At 35.1% G+C, this 19,132-nt stretch carries 17 protein-coding genes; 14 read left to right on the top strand and 3 right to left on the bottom strand.

What is annotated here, in order from left to right; genetic code table 11:
- Positions 1-32: 32 nt before the first annotated feature.
- The gene (trpB, locus tag MLD65_RS12470; RefSeq protein WP_279326067.1) at positions 33-1,187 is read left to right on the top strand and encodes a tryptophan synthase subunit beta; all 1,155 of its coding nucleotides are present in this window, start codon (positions 33-35) and stop codon (positions 1,185-1,187) included.
- Positions 1,188-1,279: 92 nt separating this feature from the next.
- Here trpB and MLD65_RS12465 read toward each other — a convergent pair whose 3' ends face one another.
- Positions 1,280-1,564, bottom strand: a complete 285-nt coding sequence (locus MLD65_RS12465) for a hypothetical protein (protein WP_243292194.1) — start codon at positions 1,562-1,564, stop codon at positions 1,280-1,282.
- A 519-nt stretch (positions 1,565-2,083) separates the two neighbouring features.
- Here MLD65_RS12465 and MLD65_RS12460 point away from each other — a divergent pair.
- The 4 genes from MLD65_RS12460 to MLD65_RS12445 all read left to right on the top strand — a co-directional run bounded on the left by MLD65_RS12460 (position 2,084) and on the right by MLD65_RS12445 (position 5,303).
- Positions 2,084-3,253, top strand: coding sequence for a sensor histidine kinase (locus tag MLD65_RS12460; protein WP_347709300.1), 1,170 nt, complete (start codon positions 2,084-2,086; stop codon positions 3,251-3,253).
- 8 nt (positions 3,254-3,261) lie between these two features.
- Positions 3,262-3,927 (top strand): response regulator transcription factor, encoded by a 666-nt coding sequence (locus MLD65_RS12455; RefSeq protein WP_243292193.1) that lies wholly within the window; start codon positions 3,262-3,264, stop codon positions 3,925-3,927.
- Between the two features lie 63 nt (positions 3,928-3,990).
- A complete protein-coding gene (locus MLD65_RS12450) occupies positions 3,991-4,218 on the top strand; it encodes an SHOCT domain-containing protein (protein WP_243292192.1) in 228 nt (75 codons plus the stop codon).
- Between the two features lie 353 nt (positions 4,219-4,571).
- Positions 4,572-5,303 carry a 3D domain-containing protein gene (locus tag MLD65_RS12445; protein ID WP_243292191.1) on the top strand — a complete coding sequence of 244 codons (732 nt, stop codon included), beginning with the start codon at positions 4,572-4,574 and terminating at the stop codon, positions 5,301-5,303.
- Positions 5,304-5,437: 134 nt separating this feature from the next.
- Here MLD65_RS12445 and MLD65_RS12440 read toward each other — a convergent pair whose 3' ends face one another.
- A complete protein-coding gene (locus tag MLD65_RS12440) occupies positions 5,438-5,998 on the bottom strand; it encodes a thioredoxin family protein (protein ID WP_243292190.1) in 561 nt (186 codons plus the stop codon).
- A 361-nt stretch (positions 5,999-6,359) separates the two neighbouring features.
- Here MLD65_RS12440 and MLD65_RS12435 point away from each other — a divergent pair, with 361 nt between their 5' ends.
- The gene (locus tag MLD65_RS12435) at positions 6,360-8,606 is read left to right on the top strand and encodes an AAA domain-containing protein (protein WP_243292189.1); all 2,247 of its coding nucleotides are present in this window, start codon (positions 6,360-6,362) and stop codon (positions 8,604-8,606) included.
- 158 nt (positions 8,607-8,764) lie between these two features.
- On the opposite strand, the gene MLD65_RS12430 is transcribed toward MLD65_RS12435, so the two are convergent.
- A complete protein-coding gene (locus MLD65_RS12430; protein ID WP_243292188.1) occupies positions 8,765-10,384 on the bottom strand; it encodes an ABC-F family ATP-binding cassette domain-containing protein in 1,620 nt (539 codons plus the stop codon).
- Between the two features lie 193 nt (positions 10,385-10,577).
- Here MLD65_RS12430 and MLD65_RS12425 point away from each other — a divergent pair, with 193 nt between their 5' ends.
- The 8 genes from MLD65_RS12425 (at position 10,578) to MLD65_RS12390 (ending at position 19,057) form a co-directional block, all read left to right on the top strand.
- On the top strand, positions 10,578-10,862 hold the full coding sequence (locus MLD65_RS12425) for an autorepressor SdpR family transcription factor (protein ID WP_243292187.1): 285 nt from the start codon (positions 10,578-10,580) through the stop codon (positions 10,860-10,862).
- Positions 10,852-11,490 carry an SdpI family protein gene (locus tag MLD65_RS12420; protein ID WP_243292186.1) on the top strand — a complete coding sequence of 213 codons (639 nt, stop codon included), beginning with the start codon at positions 10,852-10,854 and terminating at the stop codon, positions 11,488-11,490. The genes MLD65_RS12425 and MLD65_RS12420 overlap by 11 nt, the downstream gene beginning before the upstream one ends.
- Before the next feature lie 888 nt (positions 11,491-12,378).
- Positions 12,379-14,247, top strand: a complete 1,869-nt coding sequence (locus MLD65_RS12415) for a hypothetical protein (RefSeq protein ID WP_243292185.1) — start codon at positions 12,379-12,381, stop codon at positions 14,245-14,247.
- Positions 14,247-14,891: a hypothetical protein gene (locus tag MLD65_RS12410; RefSeq protein ID WP_243292184.1), complete on the top strand. Its 645-nt coding sequence runs from the start codon at positions 14,247-14,249 to the stop codon at positions 14,889-14,891. Before MLD65_RS12415 ends, MLD65_RS12410 begins: the two co-directional genes overlap by 1 nt.
- Positions 14,892-14,995: 104 nt before the next feature.
- Positions 14,996-15,391 carry a hypothetical protein gene (locus MLD65_RS12405; RefSeq protein WP_243292183.1) on the top strand — a complete coding sequence of 132 codons (396 nt, stop codon included), beginning with the start codon at positions 14,996-14,998 and terminating at the stop codon, positions 15,389-15,391.
- Between the two features lie 217 nt (positions 15,392-15,608).
- Positions 15,609-17,573, top strand: coding sequence for an ABC transporter permease (locus MLD65_RS12400; protein WP_243292182.1), 1,965 nt, complete (start codon positions 15,609-15,611; stop codon positions 17,571-17,573).
- A 1-nt stretch (position 17,574) separates the two neighbouring features.
- The gene (locus tag MLD65_RS12395) at positions 17,575-18,438 is read left to right on the top strand and encodes an ATP-binding cassette domain-containing protein (RefSeq protein ID WP_243292181.1); all 864 of its coding nucleotides are present in this window, start codon (positions 17,575-17,577) and stop codon (positions 18,436-18,438) included.
- Entirely contained in the window at positions 18,431-19,057 is a 627-nt protein-coding gene (locus MLD65_RS12390) for a hypothetical protein (protein WP_243292180.1), read from the top strand. Before MLD65_RS12395 ends, MLD65_RS12390 begins: the two co-directional genes overlap by 8 nt.
- The last annotated feature ends 75 nt before the right edge of the window (positions 19,058-19,132 follow it).

Here is a 19,132-nt window from a genome sequence, read left to right as displayed (position 1 = left end):
GTTAACATTTTTATAGAGGAGAGATAGTTGAGATGAGTCAAGAAAAAGGGTTTTTTGGAGAATTTGGCGGAAGTTTCGTTCCAAACGAATTGCAAAATGTGTTAAGTATTTTAGACGAGGAATTTGAAAAGGCGAAGAATGATCCATCGTTTATTGAAGAATTTAAGTTTTATTTAAAAGAATTTGTTGGGCGTGAAAACCCGCTTACATATGCTAGACGATTAACCGAAAAGCTAGGCGGAGCCAAAATTTACTTAAAACGTGAGGATTTAAATCATACAGGAGCCCATAAAATCAATAACGTAATCGGGCAAATATTACTTGCAAAACGGATGGGCGTTCGCCGTATTATCGCGGAAACAGGTGCGGGACAACACGGAGTTGCAACAGCAACAGCTTGTGCGATGTTCGGTATTGATTGTACGATTTATATGGGAGAAGAAGACACGAAACGTCAAGCGTTGAATGTTTTTCGGATGGAACTTTTAGGGGCCAAAGTCATACCTGTAAGTAAAGGACAAGGACGACTCAAAGATGCTGTTGACGAAGCACTGAACGATTTAGTCGAAAACTATGAAACTACCTTTTATTTACTCGGTAGTGCCGTCGGACCTCATCCGTTTCCAAGTATGGTAAAACATTTTCAAAGTGTTATTAGCGAAGAAAGCAAGCGTCAAATAATTGAAAAAGAAGGTCGTCTTCCGGATGTTGTCATTGCTGCCATCGGTGGAGGGAGTAACGCCATCGGTGCATTTGCTCATTATATTGATGAACTAAACGTAAGACTCATTGGCGTAGAACCAGAACAAGCTGCTAGCTTAACAAAAGGCGTTCCGGCAGTCCTGCACGGCTTTAAATGTTTAACATTACTTGATGAAAAAGGAGAGCCTGCCAAAACGTATTCGATTGCTGCCGGGCTTGATTATCCTGGTATCGGTCCAGAGCATAGCTATTTGAAAACGAGTGAAAGAGCAGAGTATGTAACCGTTACAAATGAAGAAGTTTTAGATGCCTTTCAAGAATTATCCAAAACAGAAGGGATCATACCTGCACTCGAAAGCGCTCATGCTGTAGCGTACGCGATGAAACTAGCTCCTACGATGTCAAGCGATAGTATTATCATCATCAACATTTCTGGGCGTGGTGATAAAGACGTCGAGCAAGTATTTCATATGTTAAAAGATTAAAGAATCTTAAAATTGAAGTCGTATCGTTTTCTATTTGAAGGTGAAAACGATGCGACTTCTTTGATTTTCATTCAAATCATACAGAAAATTCGTCATTGAATGGTACCATGACACTCTCTATACATTTCTTCTATCATTTGATTATCCCAATTAGGATGAACATCTTTCATGTGGTCTTTCATTTCTTCAAAATCTACTTTGTTTTCATACATGTGATGAAACGGTTGCTCTCTCCAATCCATGTGGTTACCCCACTGCATTCGATGATAATTGTTTATATTGTCATTGTCGAATCCAGCTCTATGTGCTAAAGTAGTTGTTCCAATTCCAACAATTAATCCAATGGCGATCAAACCAATGATCATCATTTTTTTCATTTTTCTCAACTCCTTTCTTTATTTGCTTTTATTATCTAGAAAATGTGTTCAGAAACTTTGCAGAAATGATGAAAAAATGTTGACATATTTTCATTCATTTAAGATGAATCAAAACTAGGGATATTCTGCACAATTTCTTGATAAATGTTTAGTACGCTAATGAAAGGAAGATGCGGAATTGATGAAAAAAGGGCATCTTACAAAGGTAATGATCAGCAAGTCGGGAAGGGAAACATTCCTGTTAAGAATCGGTTGTGAGACTTTATAAATGAATGATTGAAATTATATTTTAGGCTACACAGGGAGTTGATAATCATAAAATCACTATCGTTTAAGTTGGGGATGCTCTTTTTTATTTTCATTTTATTAATTGAATCGATGCTTTTTTTCTTTCTCTATTTTTCTCTCGTAAATGAGAGAGTTCAAAGTGAAATCGATAATCTTTTATCTCGCGGGATGAGTCACAGAGATGTATTAGAAAAAAATTTCGACCCTTTAACGATAGAGCATGTGGCCCTAATGGAATCAGAAGCCGAAACAGTAGTAGCGATTACGAATAGTCAATTTCATGTATTAAACTCATCGAATCCTCTTAATGAAGAGCAGGACAAATTAATTGAAAAAGGGAAAACGATGGACTTTTCGCACCACGGAGTAGTCGTTGAATCGAAATGGAAAACAGCCCCTTATTTAGCTACCATTAGCCCCATTCGCATAGATGAGGATGTTAAGGGGTATGTTTACATGCTTTTAGATACAGGGGAAATAAGACAAATGGTTCAAAATTTAACGAGTCAATTTATCATTGTTGGTGCCATTGCTACGATTATTTCCATCATTACACTACTCTTGTTATCTAGGTTTATTACGATGCCATTAATTCAAATGAAGAAAGTGACAGAAAAATTGAGTGAAGGTAAGAGTGAGGTCGTTTTAGATATTTATCGAGAAGATGAATTAGGAGACCTCGCTCGATCAATCCAGAGACTTTCGGATGATTTAGAACGGTTAAAGAAAGAACGATCAGAGTTTCTATCCAGTATCTCTCATGAGTTAAGGACACCATTAACTTATTTGAAAGGCTATGCAGATATTTTAAATCGACCTAACTTGTCTAAAAAAGAACGAGAAGAATTTATTACAATCATTCAAGAGGAAGCGTCAAACTTAACAAAGCTTGTGAAAAATTTTTTTGACCTTGCAAAGATGGACCAAAATCAGTTTTTCATTCAAAAAGAGCGTGTTCAACTAAAGGAATTTCTTCAACAATTGATCATGAAATTTATGCCAGCATTTGAAGAAAAAAATATTTCGTTACATACTTCATGCGATGATGACATAATAATCGAGATTGATCCCATTCGGATTGGACAAGTCATGAATAATTTAATTGATAACGCTTTAAAATATTCTGATTCAAATACAAATGTATCGATATCGGCCGTTAAAGAAGGGAGATGGGTGGTAATAAAGGTTTGTGATCAAGGATTCGGAATTCCTAAAGATGAGATTTCAAAAATTTGGGACCGCTTATACAGATTAGATAAATCACGTTCACGTGCAACAGGTGGAAGTGGACTAGGGTTAACAATCGCGAAAGAAATAATTGATAGGCATGAAGGACATATAGAAGTGGAAAGTGAAATAGGAAAAGGAACAACCTTTTCAATTTTTTTGCAAGGTGAGTGAGGGTGACCATGACAAAAATTTTAATTGTTGATGATGAAGTAAGAATGCAGCAACTATTAAAGCTGTACTTAGAGCCAAAAGGATACAGCTGTTACACGGTTAGTGATGGAAAAGGAGCCCTCCATTTAGTTGAGATGGAGGAATTCGATTTAGTTCTTCTAGATATCATGTTACCTGAAATGGACGGCTGGGAAACAGCTAGGAACATTCGTCAATTTTCAGATATCCCGATTATCATGATCACGGCACGTGATCGTAATTCTGATATGGTCAAAGGATTAAAAATAGGTGCGGATGATTATATTACAAAACCTTTTGAGGAATCTATTTTATTGGCAAGGATTGAATCTGTCTTACGAAGAACACACCATTTACTAAAGATAGAATTTAATGGACTTTTATGGGATGGCGAGCAGCATGAATTAAAGTATAAAGGACAACATATTACAATGACTCCGAAAGAATTTAAAATGATCGGCCTATTACTCAAACATCCAAAAGTTGTGTTTAGTAGAGAAAAATTAATTGAACAAGTATGGGGATTTGATTCAGAAACGGAAGGGAGAACAGTCGATTCGCATGTGCGGAATATTAGGGACAAATGTCGTAAAGTAGGTTTTCCAATCGATGCCCACCTAAAAACTGTTTGGGGTGTTGGTTACAAATGGGAATAACTTCTCGAAACTTTCTGCACACATCTCTGTTAATGTCTAAGTATAGAAAGGAGTTGATAATGGATGCACTGGTTTAATGGATACACAGGCATTCATGGAGGAATGATGATTGGCATGTTTTTTTTCTGGGGATTGTTAATCATCTTAGCTTTTTATTTAATGAAAAATTATATTAATGGGAACAATCGAGCAACAAGTACAAACTATATGGATATTTTAAAAGAACGATTGGCAAAAGGTGAGATCACAGAGGAAGAGTATGAACGCTTAAAGACTAAACTCATGCAATAAAGTAGAAGAAAATACACTAAATACTCCTTTGTTGAATAACAGATTCAAGTCCATTCCGCTTTGCTGTATGAAAAGCGGGTATTTTTTTGTTTGCTTTCACCATTTCATCAGATGACAATAAAAACATTATGTAAATCGATAAAATTATCAAACAACAATTCGGTTTACTTAACTTAGGTATGAACTACCATTTAAGGAAGAAAAGACACGGTTATTTCCAATATTTCAGGTACATTTTTCCTTGATATAAGAATGTAAATAATTCAAAATACCCTTGTAATCTATTTGATATATTTCTTTGTTAGTATGCCTCCAGTTGACATCTTTTGAGTTAACAGAAGGAGGACTTACACATGAAAAAAAGTTTGTTTACAATTTTGACAGTTGCTTTCTTAACAGGCTTTTCTGCTCAACATATAAAAGCAGCCGAGCGAGTCGTTAAAAAAGGCGATACGCTTTGGAATATATCACAGGAAACGAATACGACAGTTGAAAACTTAATGAAATGGAACCAATTAACATCAACGACGATATATCCAGAACAGCTATTATATGTATCTCCTACAAAAATCGTAACGATTGATGAAGGTGATACACTATGGTCGATCTCAAAAGACTATAACGTATCGATTGAAGATTTACTAAAATGGAATGACTTAGAATCGAAAGCTATTTTTCCTGGTGATAAGTTAGTCGTTCAGTTAAATAAAGACAGGCCAGTTGAAAACGAACGAAAAGCGGAACATAAAGCTCAATCAAAGAAAGACAACTTAACTAATGACCAAAACATCATAAAAGAGCTTTCCGTTGAAGCGACAGCATATACAGCTTATTGTAAAGGCTGTTCTGGTATAACAGCAACAGGAGTAGATTTACGCGCAAACCCTAACCAAAAAGTGATTGCTGTTGATCCGGATGTTATCCCACTAGGTTCAAAAGTATATGTAGAAGGGTATGGCTATGCGACTGCGGAAGATACAGGTGGTGCAATCAACGGGAAACGGATTGATGTATTCATCCCGTCATTAAAAGAGGCAAAAAGATTTGGCCGGAAAACCGTCAAGGTAAAGATATTAGGATCGTAATTTCCAAAAAGTGTATGTTTAAAACTAAGACCTAAAGAATGCTGTAAAATCAACATTCTTTAGGTTTTTCTTTTTAGATTTCGGGGCGTAAATACTACTTTTCGGACAGTCCCTTTGCTGCTGTATTTTTACGTTTATGATTCTTTCCATTTAATATTGCAACCTAGGCTCGGTTTTTGATGTGAAGGAACAGATTCACCTTTCAAAATTGCATCTAATGCTGCCCGAATACTTTCACCCGTTACTGGCTCGTCATTTCCAGGACGGGAATCGTCTAATTGACCTCTATATACTAAATGAAGGTTTTGATCAAATACGAAAAAGTCAGGTGTACAGGCTGCTTCATAAGCTTTAGCTACCTCTTGCGTTTCATCAAATAAATAAGGGAATGGGTAACCTAGCTCTTCTGCGCGTTTTTTCATGTTCTCAGGTGAATCTTCCGGATAGTTTTCAACATCATTCGCATTAATGGCAACGAATGAAATGCCTTTCGGTTGATAATCTTTTGCTAGTCGAACTAATTCCTCTTGAACGTGAATGACAAATGGACAGTGATTACAGATAAACATGATCACGGTTGCAACATCCGATTTAACTTCATCGAGGCTCGTAGTTCCACCCGTTATTGGATTTTCTAATTCAAAATAAGGTGCCGATGATCCAAGTGGGAGCATATTGGATTCCGTTCTTGCCATTATCCTCTCATCCTTTCCTAATCAATTCTTTACTAAGTATAACGAATAGAGAAAAGGTAGTAAATGGATTCGCTAGTGATTTGATTCATGATGTCATTCAGTAGTCGAATGAGTGCAAAAAATGGTATAGTTATATAATCAAAGTTCGGTTCAATAAAGTGAAACTTCATTCAGTGGGGGTTTTTTTCATCCCCCACTGAATGTTAACTGAATGTTAGTTGAACCAATCGGACCTTTACGGGCAGTTGTCCACCACCTATCTTCTTTGCTTTACTACAAAATCTTGAGGTGGGGGTCTTACTGCCCGTTAAGAGTGGGATCAACTAGAGATTGAACTTTCTTTATGTAAGGAATGGTAATTATGACATCAACATTAACATATATTCAACAATGGCAAAAGGCAATTCAAGCGGAAATTCATCATTTAAAAAAGTATGGAAGTACGAAATACCACTTAACAAATGGTCGACTGATCTCTAGTTCTCCTTCTTTTACGTATTATTTTGATACAACACTAAAGCTAAGAGTGCCTGTTGGATCAAATATAAAATTAGAGTGGGGTCACCTTACAGAGTCAGGACGAATTCTTTCATCTGAAGGGAATGGAGTCATTCTTTCCTTTGAACGTTCCTTTGGCGACCTAATCCATGAGGCCTTTTTATTTCATGACCCATGGGAGCTGTTAGATGAGTTATGCTCACGCCTAGATGAAATGAAAAAAAGCAAACGAAAAAGAGCGCGAATCAAAAAAGTGATGGAACCGAATATGCCGCCTAAACATCCAACAGACAGGATGAAAAGCAATGTACATGAATTAATTCTTCGCTCGAAATATAATCCGATTACATACGTTTGGGGCCCACCCGGAACAGGAAAAACGTATACACTTGCCCGCGTAGCCGCGAACAAATATATCCAAAAGAAGCAAGTTCTCATTTTGGCTCATAGTAATCAAGCAGTTGACGTCTTAATGAATGAAATTGCCAGCTTTCTCAAAAAGAAAGACCGATTGAAAGAAGGGGACATTCTCCGTTACGGCACGCAAACGAGTGACACTTTACAATCTTGTCATTTATTGACTACGACACAATTATTAGAAAAACATCATCCAAACCTATTCGAGAAAAAGGCTCGGCTTATGGAAGAGAGACGCTTGTTAAAACAAGATTTAACGAGATCGTTTTCGAAAAGGGACTCTGATCGCTTATTAGAGCTAGAAAAACAAATAACATACGTATTAGAAAAAGTGCACCAAAAAGACATTCAGTTTGCGAAAGACGCAAAAGTGATTGGTACAACATTAGCGAAAGCTGCGAGTGATCCTATCATTTATGAAAAAGACTTTGATGTCATCATTGTTGATGAAGCGAGTATGGCGTATATCCCGCAAGCTGCTTTTGCTGCAACACTCGGAAAACGGTCGATTATTTGTGGTGATTTTAAACAATTACCACCGATTGCCCAAGCACGCCACCCACTCGTAACCGAATGGCTGAAGGATGATATCTTCCATAAATCAGGCGTTGCCGATTCGGTGAAAAAAGGGGAGTTACATCCACATTTATTCCTTTTAAAGGAACAACGCCGTATGCATCCAGCTATATCATCATTTACGAACCACTATATTTACGAGTCGTTAGTAGGAGATCATCCGAGTGTAAGTACGAGTCGAGAAGAAATCGTTCAGCGAGCTCCATTTTCTCATCAAGCATCCATTCTCTTAGATACAAGCTTTACAGGGGAGTATGGTCTGTCAGAAAAACATTCGAATTCTCGAATGAACTTATGGCACCTTATGTTGTCATTTCAACTTCTTCATGAGGCTTATCTTGATGGCGCACGCTCCATCGGATATGTAACACCGTATCGTGCCCAAGCGATGCTTATGGAAAAATTACTGAGTGATTTGTATGAACAGGAACGACAAACAGCAGATATCATCTCAGCCACTGTTCATCGATTCCAAGGAAGCGAACGAGATGTGATGATTTTTGATACCGTAGACAGCCACCCTTTTGATCGAGCAGGCATGCTTTTAACAGGGAGAGACAGTGAGCGGCTCATTAATGTCGCCATCACAAGGACGAAAGGGAAGTTCATTCATCTAAGTAACATTCATTTTATGCGTGAGAATGTGTTTCGAAACAAAACGATCAGGCAATTAGTTGAACATCAAGTAGAAAACGAACAAGCTGTGTATCCAAGTAAAATTGGAACATGGATAAAAAACCAACATTCTAAACTACAATGGATGCACGCAAAGAAGCTAGAAAAAGTTTTTCAAGATATACGTCAAGCGAAAAGCTCTATCTTGATCTCAGTTCCTACTTACTCATTTATCCCAGATGAATGGGTTCAAGTATTAAACGAACGAAAGGCACAAGTTCAGTTAACAATGATGAGTTCCAGCGCTCCACATAAGTCATTGTCGTTCAATCACTACATTACATACGAATTACCTTTTCCATTTGTGATCATTGACAATCGTTTCTTATGGTTAGGTCTACCTCTTTTCGTAACGGAAAAGCTTCGTCCACCCTATGTTGCGGCAAGATTAGATTCAAAACTCTTTGTTGAACATTTTTTGTTGCAGCTACCAAATGAGTAAAATAAAGAAGAAACATTTCTGCAAAAAATAATACGAATATTTACATTCAAGTTGATATTCCGTTCTTTTTTAGAAGTATTTAAAGCGGTTAAAAACGTATACTAAAAGCGTGTTTTGATTCAATCTTTTCAAAACACGCTTTTTTTCGGAGTTACCTATTATGCATAAAGTCCTTTCAACTTCTTTTGAATTTCATCATTTTCAAGGTATTCATCATACGTTGTTTGCTTATCAACCATCCCTTTCGGCGTAATTTCAATGATCCGATTGGCAATCGTTTGGACGAACTGATGGTCATGGGAAGTGAATAACATGGCCCCTTTAAATTTCATTAAGCCGTTGTTAAGAGCGGTAATGGATTCTAAATCTAAATGGTTCGTCGGGTCATCAAACATTAGAACATTTGCACCACTTAACATCATTTTCGATAGCATACAGCGTACTTTTTCTCCACCTGATAAGACACTTGCCTTTTTCATCACTTCTTCACCCGAAAATAGCATGCGACCGAGGAAACCGCGTAAAAACGTTTCGCTTTGATCATTCGGCGAATATTGACGTAGCCAATCGACTAAATTTAAATCATTGTTTTCAAAGTATTCGTTATTATCGCGAGGGGAATAGCTTTGAGATGTCGTCACACCCCATTTAAAGGAGCCGCTATCTGCTTCCATTTCTCCTGACAATATTTTAAATAGTGTCGTATAACCAATTTCGTTGCTGCCAACAAACGCTACTTTATCATCTTTATTCATCGTAAAGCTGACATTGTCTAACACTTTGATGCCGTCAATTGTTTTTGTCAATCCTTCAACGCGAAGCACATCGTTTCCAATTTCACGCTCTGGCGCAAAATGAACGTACGGATATCGACGAGAAGACGGTTTAATATCATCCAATGTGATTTTATCCAGCAATTTTTTACGAGACGTCGCTTGCTTTGATTTGGATGCATTTGCGCTAAAGCGGGCGATAAACGCTTGAAGCTCTTTAATTTTTTCTTCTTTTTTCTTATTTTGCTCTTGCATCATTTTTTGCGCGAGTTGACTAGACTCGTACCAGAAGTCATAGTTTCCAACATAGATTTGAATTTTACCATAATCTAAGTCGGCAATATGTGTACATACTTTATTTAGGAAATGACGATCATGGGAAACGACAATCACCGTATTTTCAAAGTTAATTAAAAACTCTTCTAACCATTGGATTGCTTTAATATCCAAGTTATTCGTTGGCTCATCTAGAAGTAACACATCAGGCTTGCCAAATAGAGCCTGGGCAAGTAGTACTTTTACTTTTTCGGCACCTGTTAATTCTTCCATCTTTTTCGTATGAAGCTCTTCACGAATACCTAATCCTTTTAAAAGAATCGCGGCTTCAGATTCTGCTTCCCATCCGTTTAACTCAGCAAATTCAGCCTCAAGCTCAGCAGCACGCATACCATCTTCATCTGAAAAGTCAGGCTTCATATAAATCGCATCTTTTTCTTCCATAATTTCATATAGACGGGCATGCCCCATAATAACCGTTTTAATGACTTCATACTCCTCATATTCGAAGTGGTTTTGCTTTAAAACAGCTAAGCGCTCACCTGGGTTCATATGAACATGTCCAGTTTGTGACTCAATCTCACCAGAAAGCACTTTTAAAAACGTTGATTTTCCTGCTCCATTTGCTCCAATTAACCCGTAGCAATTCCCAGGGGTAAACTTAATATTCACATCTTCAAATAGTTTGCGATCAGCAAATCGTAAACTAACATTTTGAACTGTTATCATTTTGCGACTAATTCCTCCAAATAAATAATATCTACGAAAGTATACCATTTTCTAAGAAAAATAGCGATGGGGATGTCGGTATTTTGAATCTATTAAGAAAAGAGAATAAAGATTTTGACATCAATTTCAATTTTGTTCATACTATATTTAGAAGATTATCTAAATATCTAATCATAAAGAAAGGTGGAAAAGTGTGTCCTTTAATGATGCGTTTAAAGCGATTTCAGATCCGACGAGAAGGCGAATTTTATCACTTCTAAAGAATAGAGATTTAACAGCTGGTGAAATCGCCTCCCATTTTGATATGCAAAAACCGAGTGTATCTCATCACCTTAAACTGTTAAAGCAAGCGGATTTAGTTCATGATGAACGGAAAGGTCAACATATTTACTATTCACTAAATACTACGGTCTTTCAGGAATTACTAAAGTGGTTTTACGATATTTTAGAAAAGGATGGGACGAAAAATGAAAAGTAATCGTCTATTCATGGGACTTGTTATCCTGTCATTTGTCATCAGTTTCCTTGCGTTACCCTATTTGCCAGAGCAAGTAGCCATCCATTGGAATACAGCGGGTGAACCTGATAATTATAGTCACAAATATTTTGGTGCATTTTTTATGCCCCTTGTCATCGTAGGCTTATTACTATTACTAAATATTGTGCCGAAAATCGATCCCAAAAAGAAAAATTACGAAAAATTTAAAAGTAGTTATGTGATTATGATGAATTCACTTGGCCTCGTATTTATTATTATTCATCTAGGCACAATCGGTTTTAATCTAGGGTATAACATCGATATTTCATTTATCGTCCCACTAGCAATAGGTGTTTTATTCATCATCATCGGAAATTACATGCCTAAATTTAAGCATAATTACCTCGTAGGGATTCGAACTCCGTGGACATTAGCAAATGAAACAGTTTGGAACAAAACGCACCGCCTTGGTGGGAAAGTCTTTGTCATCATGGGGCTAACAGCAATCTTGACCATTTTTCTAGAAGGAGATTGGCGATTTATTATTTTTCTTAGCGTCACGTTAGGAGGAGTTGCCTATTTATTTATACAATCGTATTTCTATTTTAAACAAGAAACAAAATCATAAACGAAATACAAAAATTGATGGGGTCACGTTATTTATCCGAATCATCATGAACATGTTGTGAAAGATAACGCTTGAGACAAGATGCGCTCAAAAATAATCTTTTTCAGTAAATTCGGGAACGTAGTATTCTTTGTTTAGTGTACTTACATTCTGCAGGAAAGGTCCCCTTTTTTATTGTTTTTTCCGGATTTTATTTGTTAATCAACTCTCATGGTGGTACAATCCCTTTATTTAACGTAGCTTCCATTTCAACTGTTACAAATCTAGCTTCTTTTCAAGGACGAAACACCCCCTTTTCTAATTGATAATGATTATCATCTACCAAACGGCTAATAGAATATCAGTACCCTTTTACCATATTATTGAATAATGACCAATGTTTGTTGTGTTGTTTCTACAAGGATTAACTCTCAAATACAAGAAAATCCCCCTTTAAATGTTGAAAAAGTCAAAAAATTAGATATAATGTAATTGTATGTTAATTATTTAATTTTTTGTAAAAAATGGCCCATCACAGTAACTTGGGTATGACATAAAACATTTCACTTATTATCCATTGCAACATCTATTTTACATTCATAATTGCAAAAAATGAGGAAATTTATATAAGTACATATTTTATAGAAATTATCAACCTCACCTTTAATGATGAGTCTATTAATTACACACTTTGAATAAAATAGTTATCTGCATTAACTTTCAATAAAGATATATTTATGAGTAAGAATTATTAAGATAAATCTTATTTCCTTCAATTAAGATGATGTGTCAAAAGAATAAATGGTGATATTATGTCTAGTTTCAAAATTAAAGCTAAGTTAGATTATTAAAAATAACCTTTAAACTGTTTAATTAATGTTAATACTAATTGTAGAAAGGACAGAATGGATGAAGTCGTTACCAGTGTTATTAAGGATGCTTCTAAGTTTAAAAGTAGATTTAGCTGTTGTTTTTTTGTTCTCCTGTATTCTTGTTTTTTATTGTAGCAATCCTTACGTTATTAACCCTGTCGAGTTTACCCTGTACACCAAGTATTTTATACCTGTTGGTGTTTTAGTTTGGGTAATAGCAAGTTTTCGTTTACATATATTGATTACAAAGTCGATTCCGCTTAAATGGCTTACTATTAACGAATTTGTAGAAAAGCCTATTAGAATTTTGATCAAACAAATTAGCTTTTTATTTATATTTTTTACAATATTTCAAATATTAACTGGCGTAATAATATCAAGTGCTATTGTTATTATCTTTTCATCTAGCTTTGGGCTATTTAAATTAATTTTCAAACTATTTTGGATTTATTTTACTCTTCCATTTATATGGTCATGGGTTATTGGATTATTCAGTAGTATCATTTATTCATATTATTCCCACAAAAAAGGGATTTTGTTCTTTACTGTATTTCTTCTTTGGATAATGGTGATATTTTCTCTTGAGTATGGTCTTGATTCATTTAATATTTTTATCGAAAATCGCTGGCCTTATATTGATCCTTTATTTCACCTAACATTTTTAAAAGAAAAATTACTTCACCAATCAGTATATCTTATCAGTTCAGTAGGAATTTTATTAATAGTCATTTGTTTCAGACAGTTGAGCGTAGGGTTAACTTTAACTGTAACTCTTATACTATTTGTCACATTCACAACTAGTAGTGTTCAAAGTAAACTGTGGTTAGATGATGAAACTATTTTGGCAAATGACAATAAACTCTATAACCAAATAAAGAATAGAATTCAAAGTAATATACAATTTACAAACAATTGGAAGATAACAGGAGTAAATGTTGAACCACATTCCCAATATCCGATTCAAATTGAACTAACTTTAGACGAGAGGGAAGACTTAATACGATTTTCTATTAATGAACAATTTTTGATAGATCACATAGAAAGTGAAGGGAAAAACTTAGAATTTAAGCAACAAGGAAGAAGTGTTGAGGTTGAAACAACAGGGATACAGTCAATGGTGCTGTACTACAAAAATACCATAGGAACTAGCTTTCACCCATTGACTTCCAATAATATAATATTACCTTTTGAAGCAAATTGGTATCCACAGCCTACTAATTCGAATCATTATATTGTCGATTCAAATGGAACGATTCATGCTAATGTGGAAGCAAATGAATGTGGACAGGTTGAATTAGTATTTGGTAAAGGAAGATATAGTTGGCAAGGTGATAATCTCGGTTGTTTATCAATAATAAAAGGTCCATATAAAGAAATTGAAATCCGTGAAACGAAATTAATAGTTTATCAGCCGTTCTTGACAAAAAAACAGAACTACATAGAAATGCTGGAACAACTTGAATTGGTTCGTGATGAGATTTGTCACTTATTTAAAGATCTTAATTTTAACAATTACTGCAAAAGTAAAACACAGACTATAACTATTATTCCTAAAAGTTTAAGTACAACTAACCTCTCACTGTATGACAGTACAGTTTCACATGGTAATTTTACTTTTTACGTTAACCCTTTGCTTGATGTAAATCACCAACCAGTAACTACTCATATTGAGGAATTATCCACATTTTTAATACCTTATAGGCTTTCTGAAGATGTACAATTTAGTATTTATATTAGTCAGTATCTAATTGAAAAGTTAGATATTGAACCTATAGGATATTTAGAATGGATAATAGAGGATTCCTCAATTACATCAAAAGAGTGGAGAAGCTACACTAATTTAACTCTTGGAGAGAAAGAAAAAGTACTATTACAAATGGCTACAGAAATGGGGAGAAGAAACTAATGCTGAAATTAAAAGATGTCACTATAAAGCATGGTAGTCAACTAATTTTAAATAGTTGTAATTGTAATATTAATTCCCAATCAATCATTGTTTCTAAAAATGACATTAATACGGATATTATAGCAAGAACCATTACTGGCTTTCGTCCAGTAGATGAAGGTGAGATACATCTACAGGAAAATATGATGGCTAAAAAAGTGACAGCTATCAAAAAAGTGTTTTTTTTGATACCCGAAAATTACCATAAATTATGGAAGAACTATTGCTTACATGAAATACCTAGAGTTATGAAGATTAAAATCCAGCTATCGCCATTATTGAACAAATACAATATACCCTCTAATGTTTCAATCGATTCGCTTACAAAATTTCAAAGACTGATTTATTTTATTTCTCTTGGTCATTTATTGAATCGTTCTGTATTTATTTTTGATCAGCCAACAAAATATTTCGATTATGATGACTTAGAACAATTTTACAATTTTTTAAATGGCGATTTCTCAGATGCGAATTATGTTATCTTTACAAATCGTATTGAAGAAATATTTGCTAGGCTAGCAATACCAATCTATCAAATCCATTCTACTAAGATGAAAGCCTTGAAAGGAGGTGATCAGATTGTAGAACAAATTAAACTTCTATGAAAACTCAAGCAATTCAAATACCCCCCTCATAAGATCAAGATTTTCAGAACTTAAAGTCACATAACTTCAAAAGTACTAAAAAATTATCAAAGGAGATGAAATTTATGTTAGTAAACAGAAAAAGGAAGTGGAAACCAAAATTTATTGCTTTATCACTTGCAGCAGGTTTAGTGGCAACTGCTGGTGCAGCGGGTGCAGTATCAAAATCAGCATCCTTAGATGGGTCAAGTACTTATAAAAATACAGGTACCATTACTGCAACTAGTGGTTCCACAGGTAATATATATGCAACAAACACTGGTGCGAATACACAAACTAGAGGCTATGGTAAAAGATCAATTGATTGGTGGCCAGACAGTATCGTAGCATCTACTAATTGGTTAAATCCGGGAAAATCTGAAAGAAGATATTTTACTCAAACCAAAGGACATGTGTATTACGGGCAAATTGGTGGTCAAACAATCGGATCTAGAGGAAGTGTGACAATAACAGTTAAATAACAAACAAATGTATTTATCGTTATTAGTGAAGTCAGGGAATTGCTTATTAACACTTCCCTGACTTCAAACCTACCCTCATTGAAATAATAACATAGTAAAAAGTAAGAGCTAAAGTAAGGAATACCTCAACATACTTCTCCCCATTATATGAGGAGATTTCTTATCTTTTTGAGTCAGCTCTATACAGAAATGGGTGAAAATAGTGAGATGGAGGTTTTTGTCTCTTTTTTATTTTAAACAGATGGCTCGAAGTAAGCTCTACATAGGAGCGAGTGTTCTGTTTATTACTTTGCTAACCATCAGATTAATTTTGTATTTATTAAATCCATTTGAAATAGAAGAATACGGTCAATTACCTGGTGAAGTAGCAATGATTGTACAAATGGTATCGGCTTTTTATATTGTTTATTTTTATCGTATTCAATCTAATGAATTGTTATATGGAGTTCAGTCTTTTTTCGTAGATGGTTATCGTATCATGTTGGAAAAAATTAGTGCTATGCTTGTTACACATTCTATGTTCCAATTAATACAACTTGGATTTGTATATGGTTTGTTTACAGTAATTTATTATAAAGTGGGGATAGAGCCTTCCGACTTTTATTTATCATTGTTGCGATTTTTGATAGTTTATATGCTTGTTCCATTGATTTTTAGTTTGTTATATGGTTTGGTTGTTGCAATGCTTTTTGGAACAAAAAAAATCAGCTTTTTAGTAATCTTGTTTTTGTGGATTAGCACAGGGAGTATGAGTGCAGAATTATTCGATCCATTTTTTCGCAACGTTCATGCTGATGACTGGCAGTCTTTACTCTTTATTGGATTGAATAGTGTGCAATATGTATATCAATCATATTTTGGCTTTGATATTGATAGTGGAAATGAACTGAAACTACTCACTTGGTTTTTAATTCTCACCGGAATCATACTTATTTTGTCACTGCGATGGACACTTAGAGTCAGTGAGAGGAATTTTACAAAAAAAGCACTATTGGTGGTTTTTATTCTTTCATTTATAACAGCCAAAAGCGCAGTCGAGTTAAGTACGAAAGCTTTTAGTAGAGCAGATGATACAACAGAAACAAATTACTATATGAATTTGAACAAGAATGGCATTGATACTGACCTACGTTATGAAATTAAATCATACGTAATTTCATTGACAGACAAACAAGCAACTGTGCAGATGAATTTTTCTGAAATGACTACACTTAAGCCAACTTTTCAATTGTACCATGCCTATCCTGTTAAATGGATTAAAGCTGATGATAAATTAGTAGAATTTAAACGATACGGAGATCTCATTAAAGTTAGCATACCTGCAAATACATTAACACTCACATTTCAATACGAAATAGAGGATACAAGTTTTGTCCCTTACAAAAAAGATAGAACGACCCTATTAGCAAATAATGCATGGTATCCCAAAAAAAGAGCCACACACATGTATGAAATGAACGATTACATTGGATGGATAGAAATAAGCGAATCTTTCTTACCAGAAGAAAGTTATTTCTTTACGTTAAAAGCGAATGAAGTACTATTCTGTAATTTACCACAACAAGGAGAAATTTTTAGAGGAGAAGCACAAGCAGTAACATTAATAAAAGGGCAAGGAAATCAGTTGACTTATAGAGACTACCATATAACATACCCAGCCGATTGGCCAAAAATGGAGGATAGGACACCAATGGTGCTATCACAATTAGAAAGAACGATACATGATGTACAGCAACTTGCACCCTCAACAGTCAAATCATTACCAAAGGCAATTGTGTTTTCCAATTATGGATTATCTTCCTTTATGACACAAGATCACCTTGTATACAACACGGGCTATGGGGATGCTGTGAATTCTTACGAAACTATGAAGGACTTTCAAGAAAAAGTGCTAAACTTTACGATACAAAAAAAGGGGCCAGATAGTATTTTCAGAGAATGGGTGAATATGGCCAGTCTATATATCCGTCAAAAAAATGAGTGGGAAATCGACTTTAATGGAAGAAGTCCTTTATCAGATTCTTTATCACAAACAGAGCAGGAGCTGATTGAATCCATTTATCATTACTTTCACCAATTGAATTATGAAAAGAAACAGAGGTTTTTACGAGAATGGTACAATAAAATGGACGAAACATGGACGTGGCAACAAGTGTTGGATTTGGTAGAGGGGTGGGAATAGGTTGGATATTTATGTTCAAGGATTATCAAAAATCATCAAAAAGAAACGAATATTATCCAATGTTACACTTTCTTTTTCAGGAATTTATGGGCTTTTAGGACCAAATGGTGCAGGTAAGACAACATTGATGAAGATATTAGCGAGTTTAACTGACTTTAATGCCGGGGAAGTATACATTAATGAGGAATTAATTAGTACAGGAACTTATGTAAAACAAACAGATCATATTGGATATCTCCCTCAAGATTTTATGATATACCCAGAACTCAAAATGTATGAGGTTCTCGAACATATCGCTATCTTACAAGGGAATAATTCCACCTCGTACAACAATCAAATCAAAGAGGTAGTAGAACAAGTGAATTTATCCGAACATTTAAATAAAAAAATGAAGGAATTGTCTGGTGGAATGCGTAGGCGAGTAGGTATCGCGCAGCTATTGCTACGTAAACCATCAATTCTTCTTTTTGATGAGCCAACTGCTGGGCTGGACATTGAAGAAAGAATTCGCTTTCGCAATCTGTTGAAGCAACTAGGGAAGCGTCATACTGTTATTATTTCATCTCATATTGTTGAAGATATCGAATTTCTGTGTTCAAAAATTGGTATCATTAAAAATGGGGAAGTTTTATTCGAAGGGGAGCCTGATGAATTAAAGCAAAAAGCAGTGCATTGCACATATGAAATTAACGTTCCACTTACAGAATTAGATGTAATAATCGCTACCAAAGATGTCGTACAAATGAATGAGGAACCATCCCATATTGTGGTACGTGTATTGTCAAATGATCCTATTGGTCAGCGCGTTAGTCCACGCTTAATGGATGGTTATTTAGCTCTTTTGAAAGAGGTTGCCCATGGCTAAACTTATTCATTTATTTAAATTCGATATTAAATTGTTACGTTTTTTATACGGTTTTCCCTTCGTGGCTTATTTACTGTGTGTCCTAATTATACTAGTTTTCGGAGGGAAATCCGATGACTCTTTTCTACCATACGTTGCAGTACAGGGAATTGCTGTACCGATGGCTGGTTGGCATTTGGTTTTTCTATATAGTAGCTTGTTTGAAGAAGGGGCTAAAGAGACACTAATCTCTTATTATAGAAGGGTTCTCATCATTGACATAACTCGCTACGCAATCATGCACGCAATTTTTATATCACTGCTTGCAAGTTTAACCGCATGGATAAATAAACCAAACTTCTTTAATAGCACTTTGATTATGCATCTAATCATGCTATTTATCTTCTACCAAATTGTAGGCATTGCAATTTTAAGCGCTACAGAAAGTTTGGATATATCGCTAGCGATTATTGCGACTTATACCTTTATGGAAGTAGTAACGCAGGGTACTTTTATGCCATGGCCACATTTGTTTATTTTTAACGAACAGACCGGTGATATTTGGCTTATTCTCACCTTCCTATCACTAGGAGTGGGAATAATATCTTCCGCATTACAATTATGGATGAAATTTAAGTAGTAGCAAGTGGTATTCTTGACTATTTTTCTAGAAGGAGATTGGCGATTTATTATTTTTCTTAGCGTCACGTTAGGC

Source organism: Bacillus sp. FJAT-47783 (assembly GCF_022808615.1).
Lineage (GTDB): Bacteria > Bacillota > Bacilli > Bacillales > Aeribacillaceae > Bacillus_BZ.
Note: the sequence above shows the minus strand (reverse complement) of the source record. Positions and strands in the feature narration are given on the sequence as shown.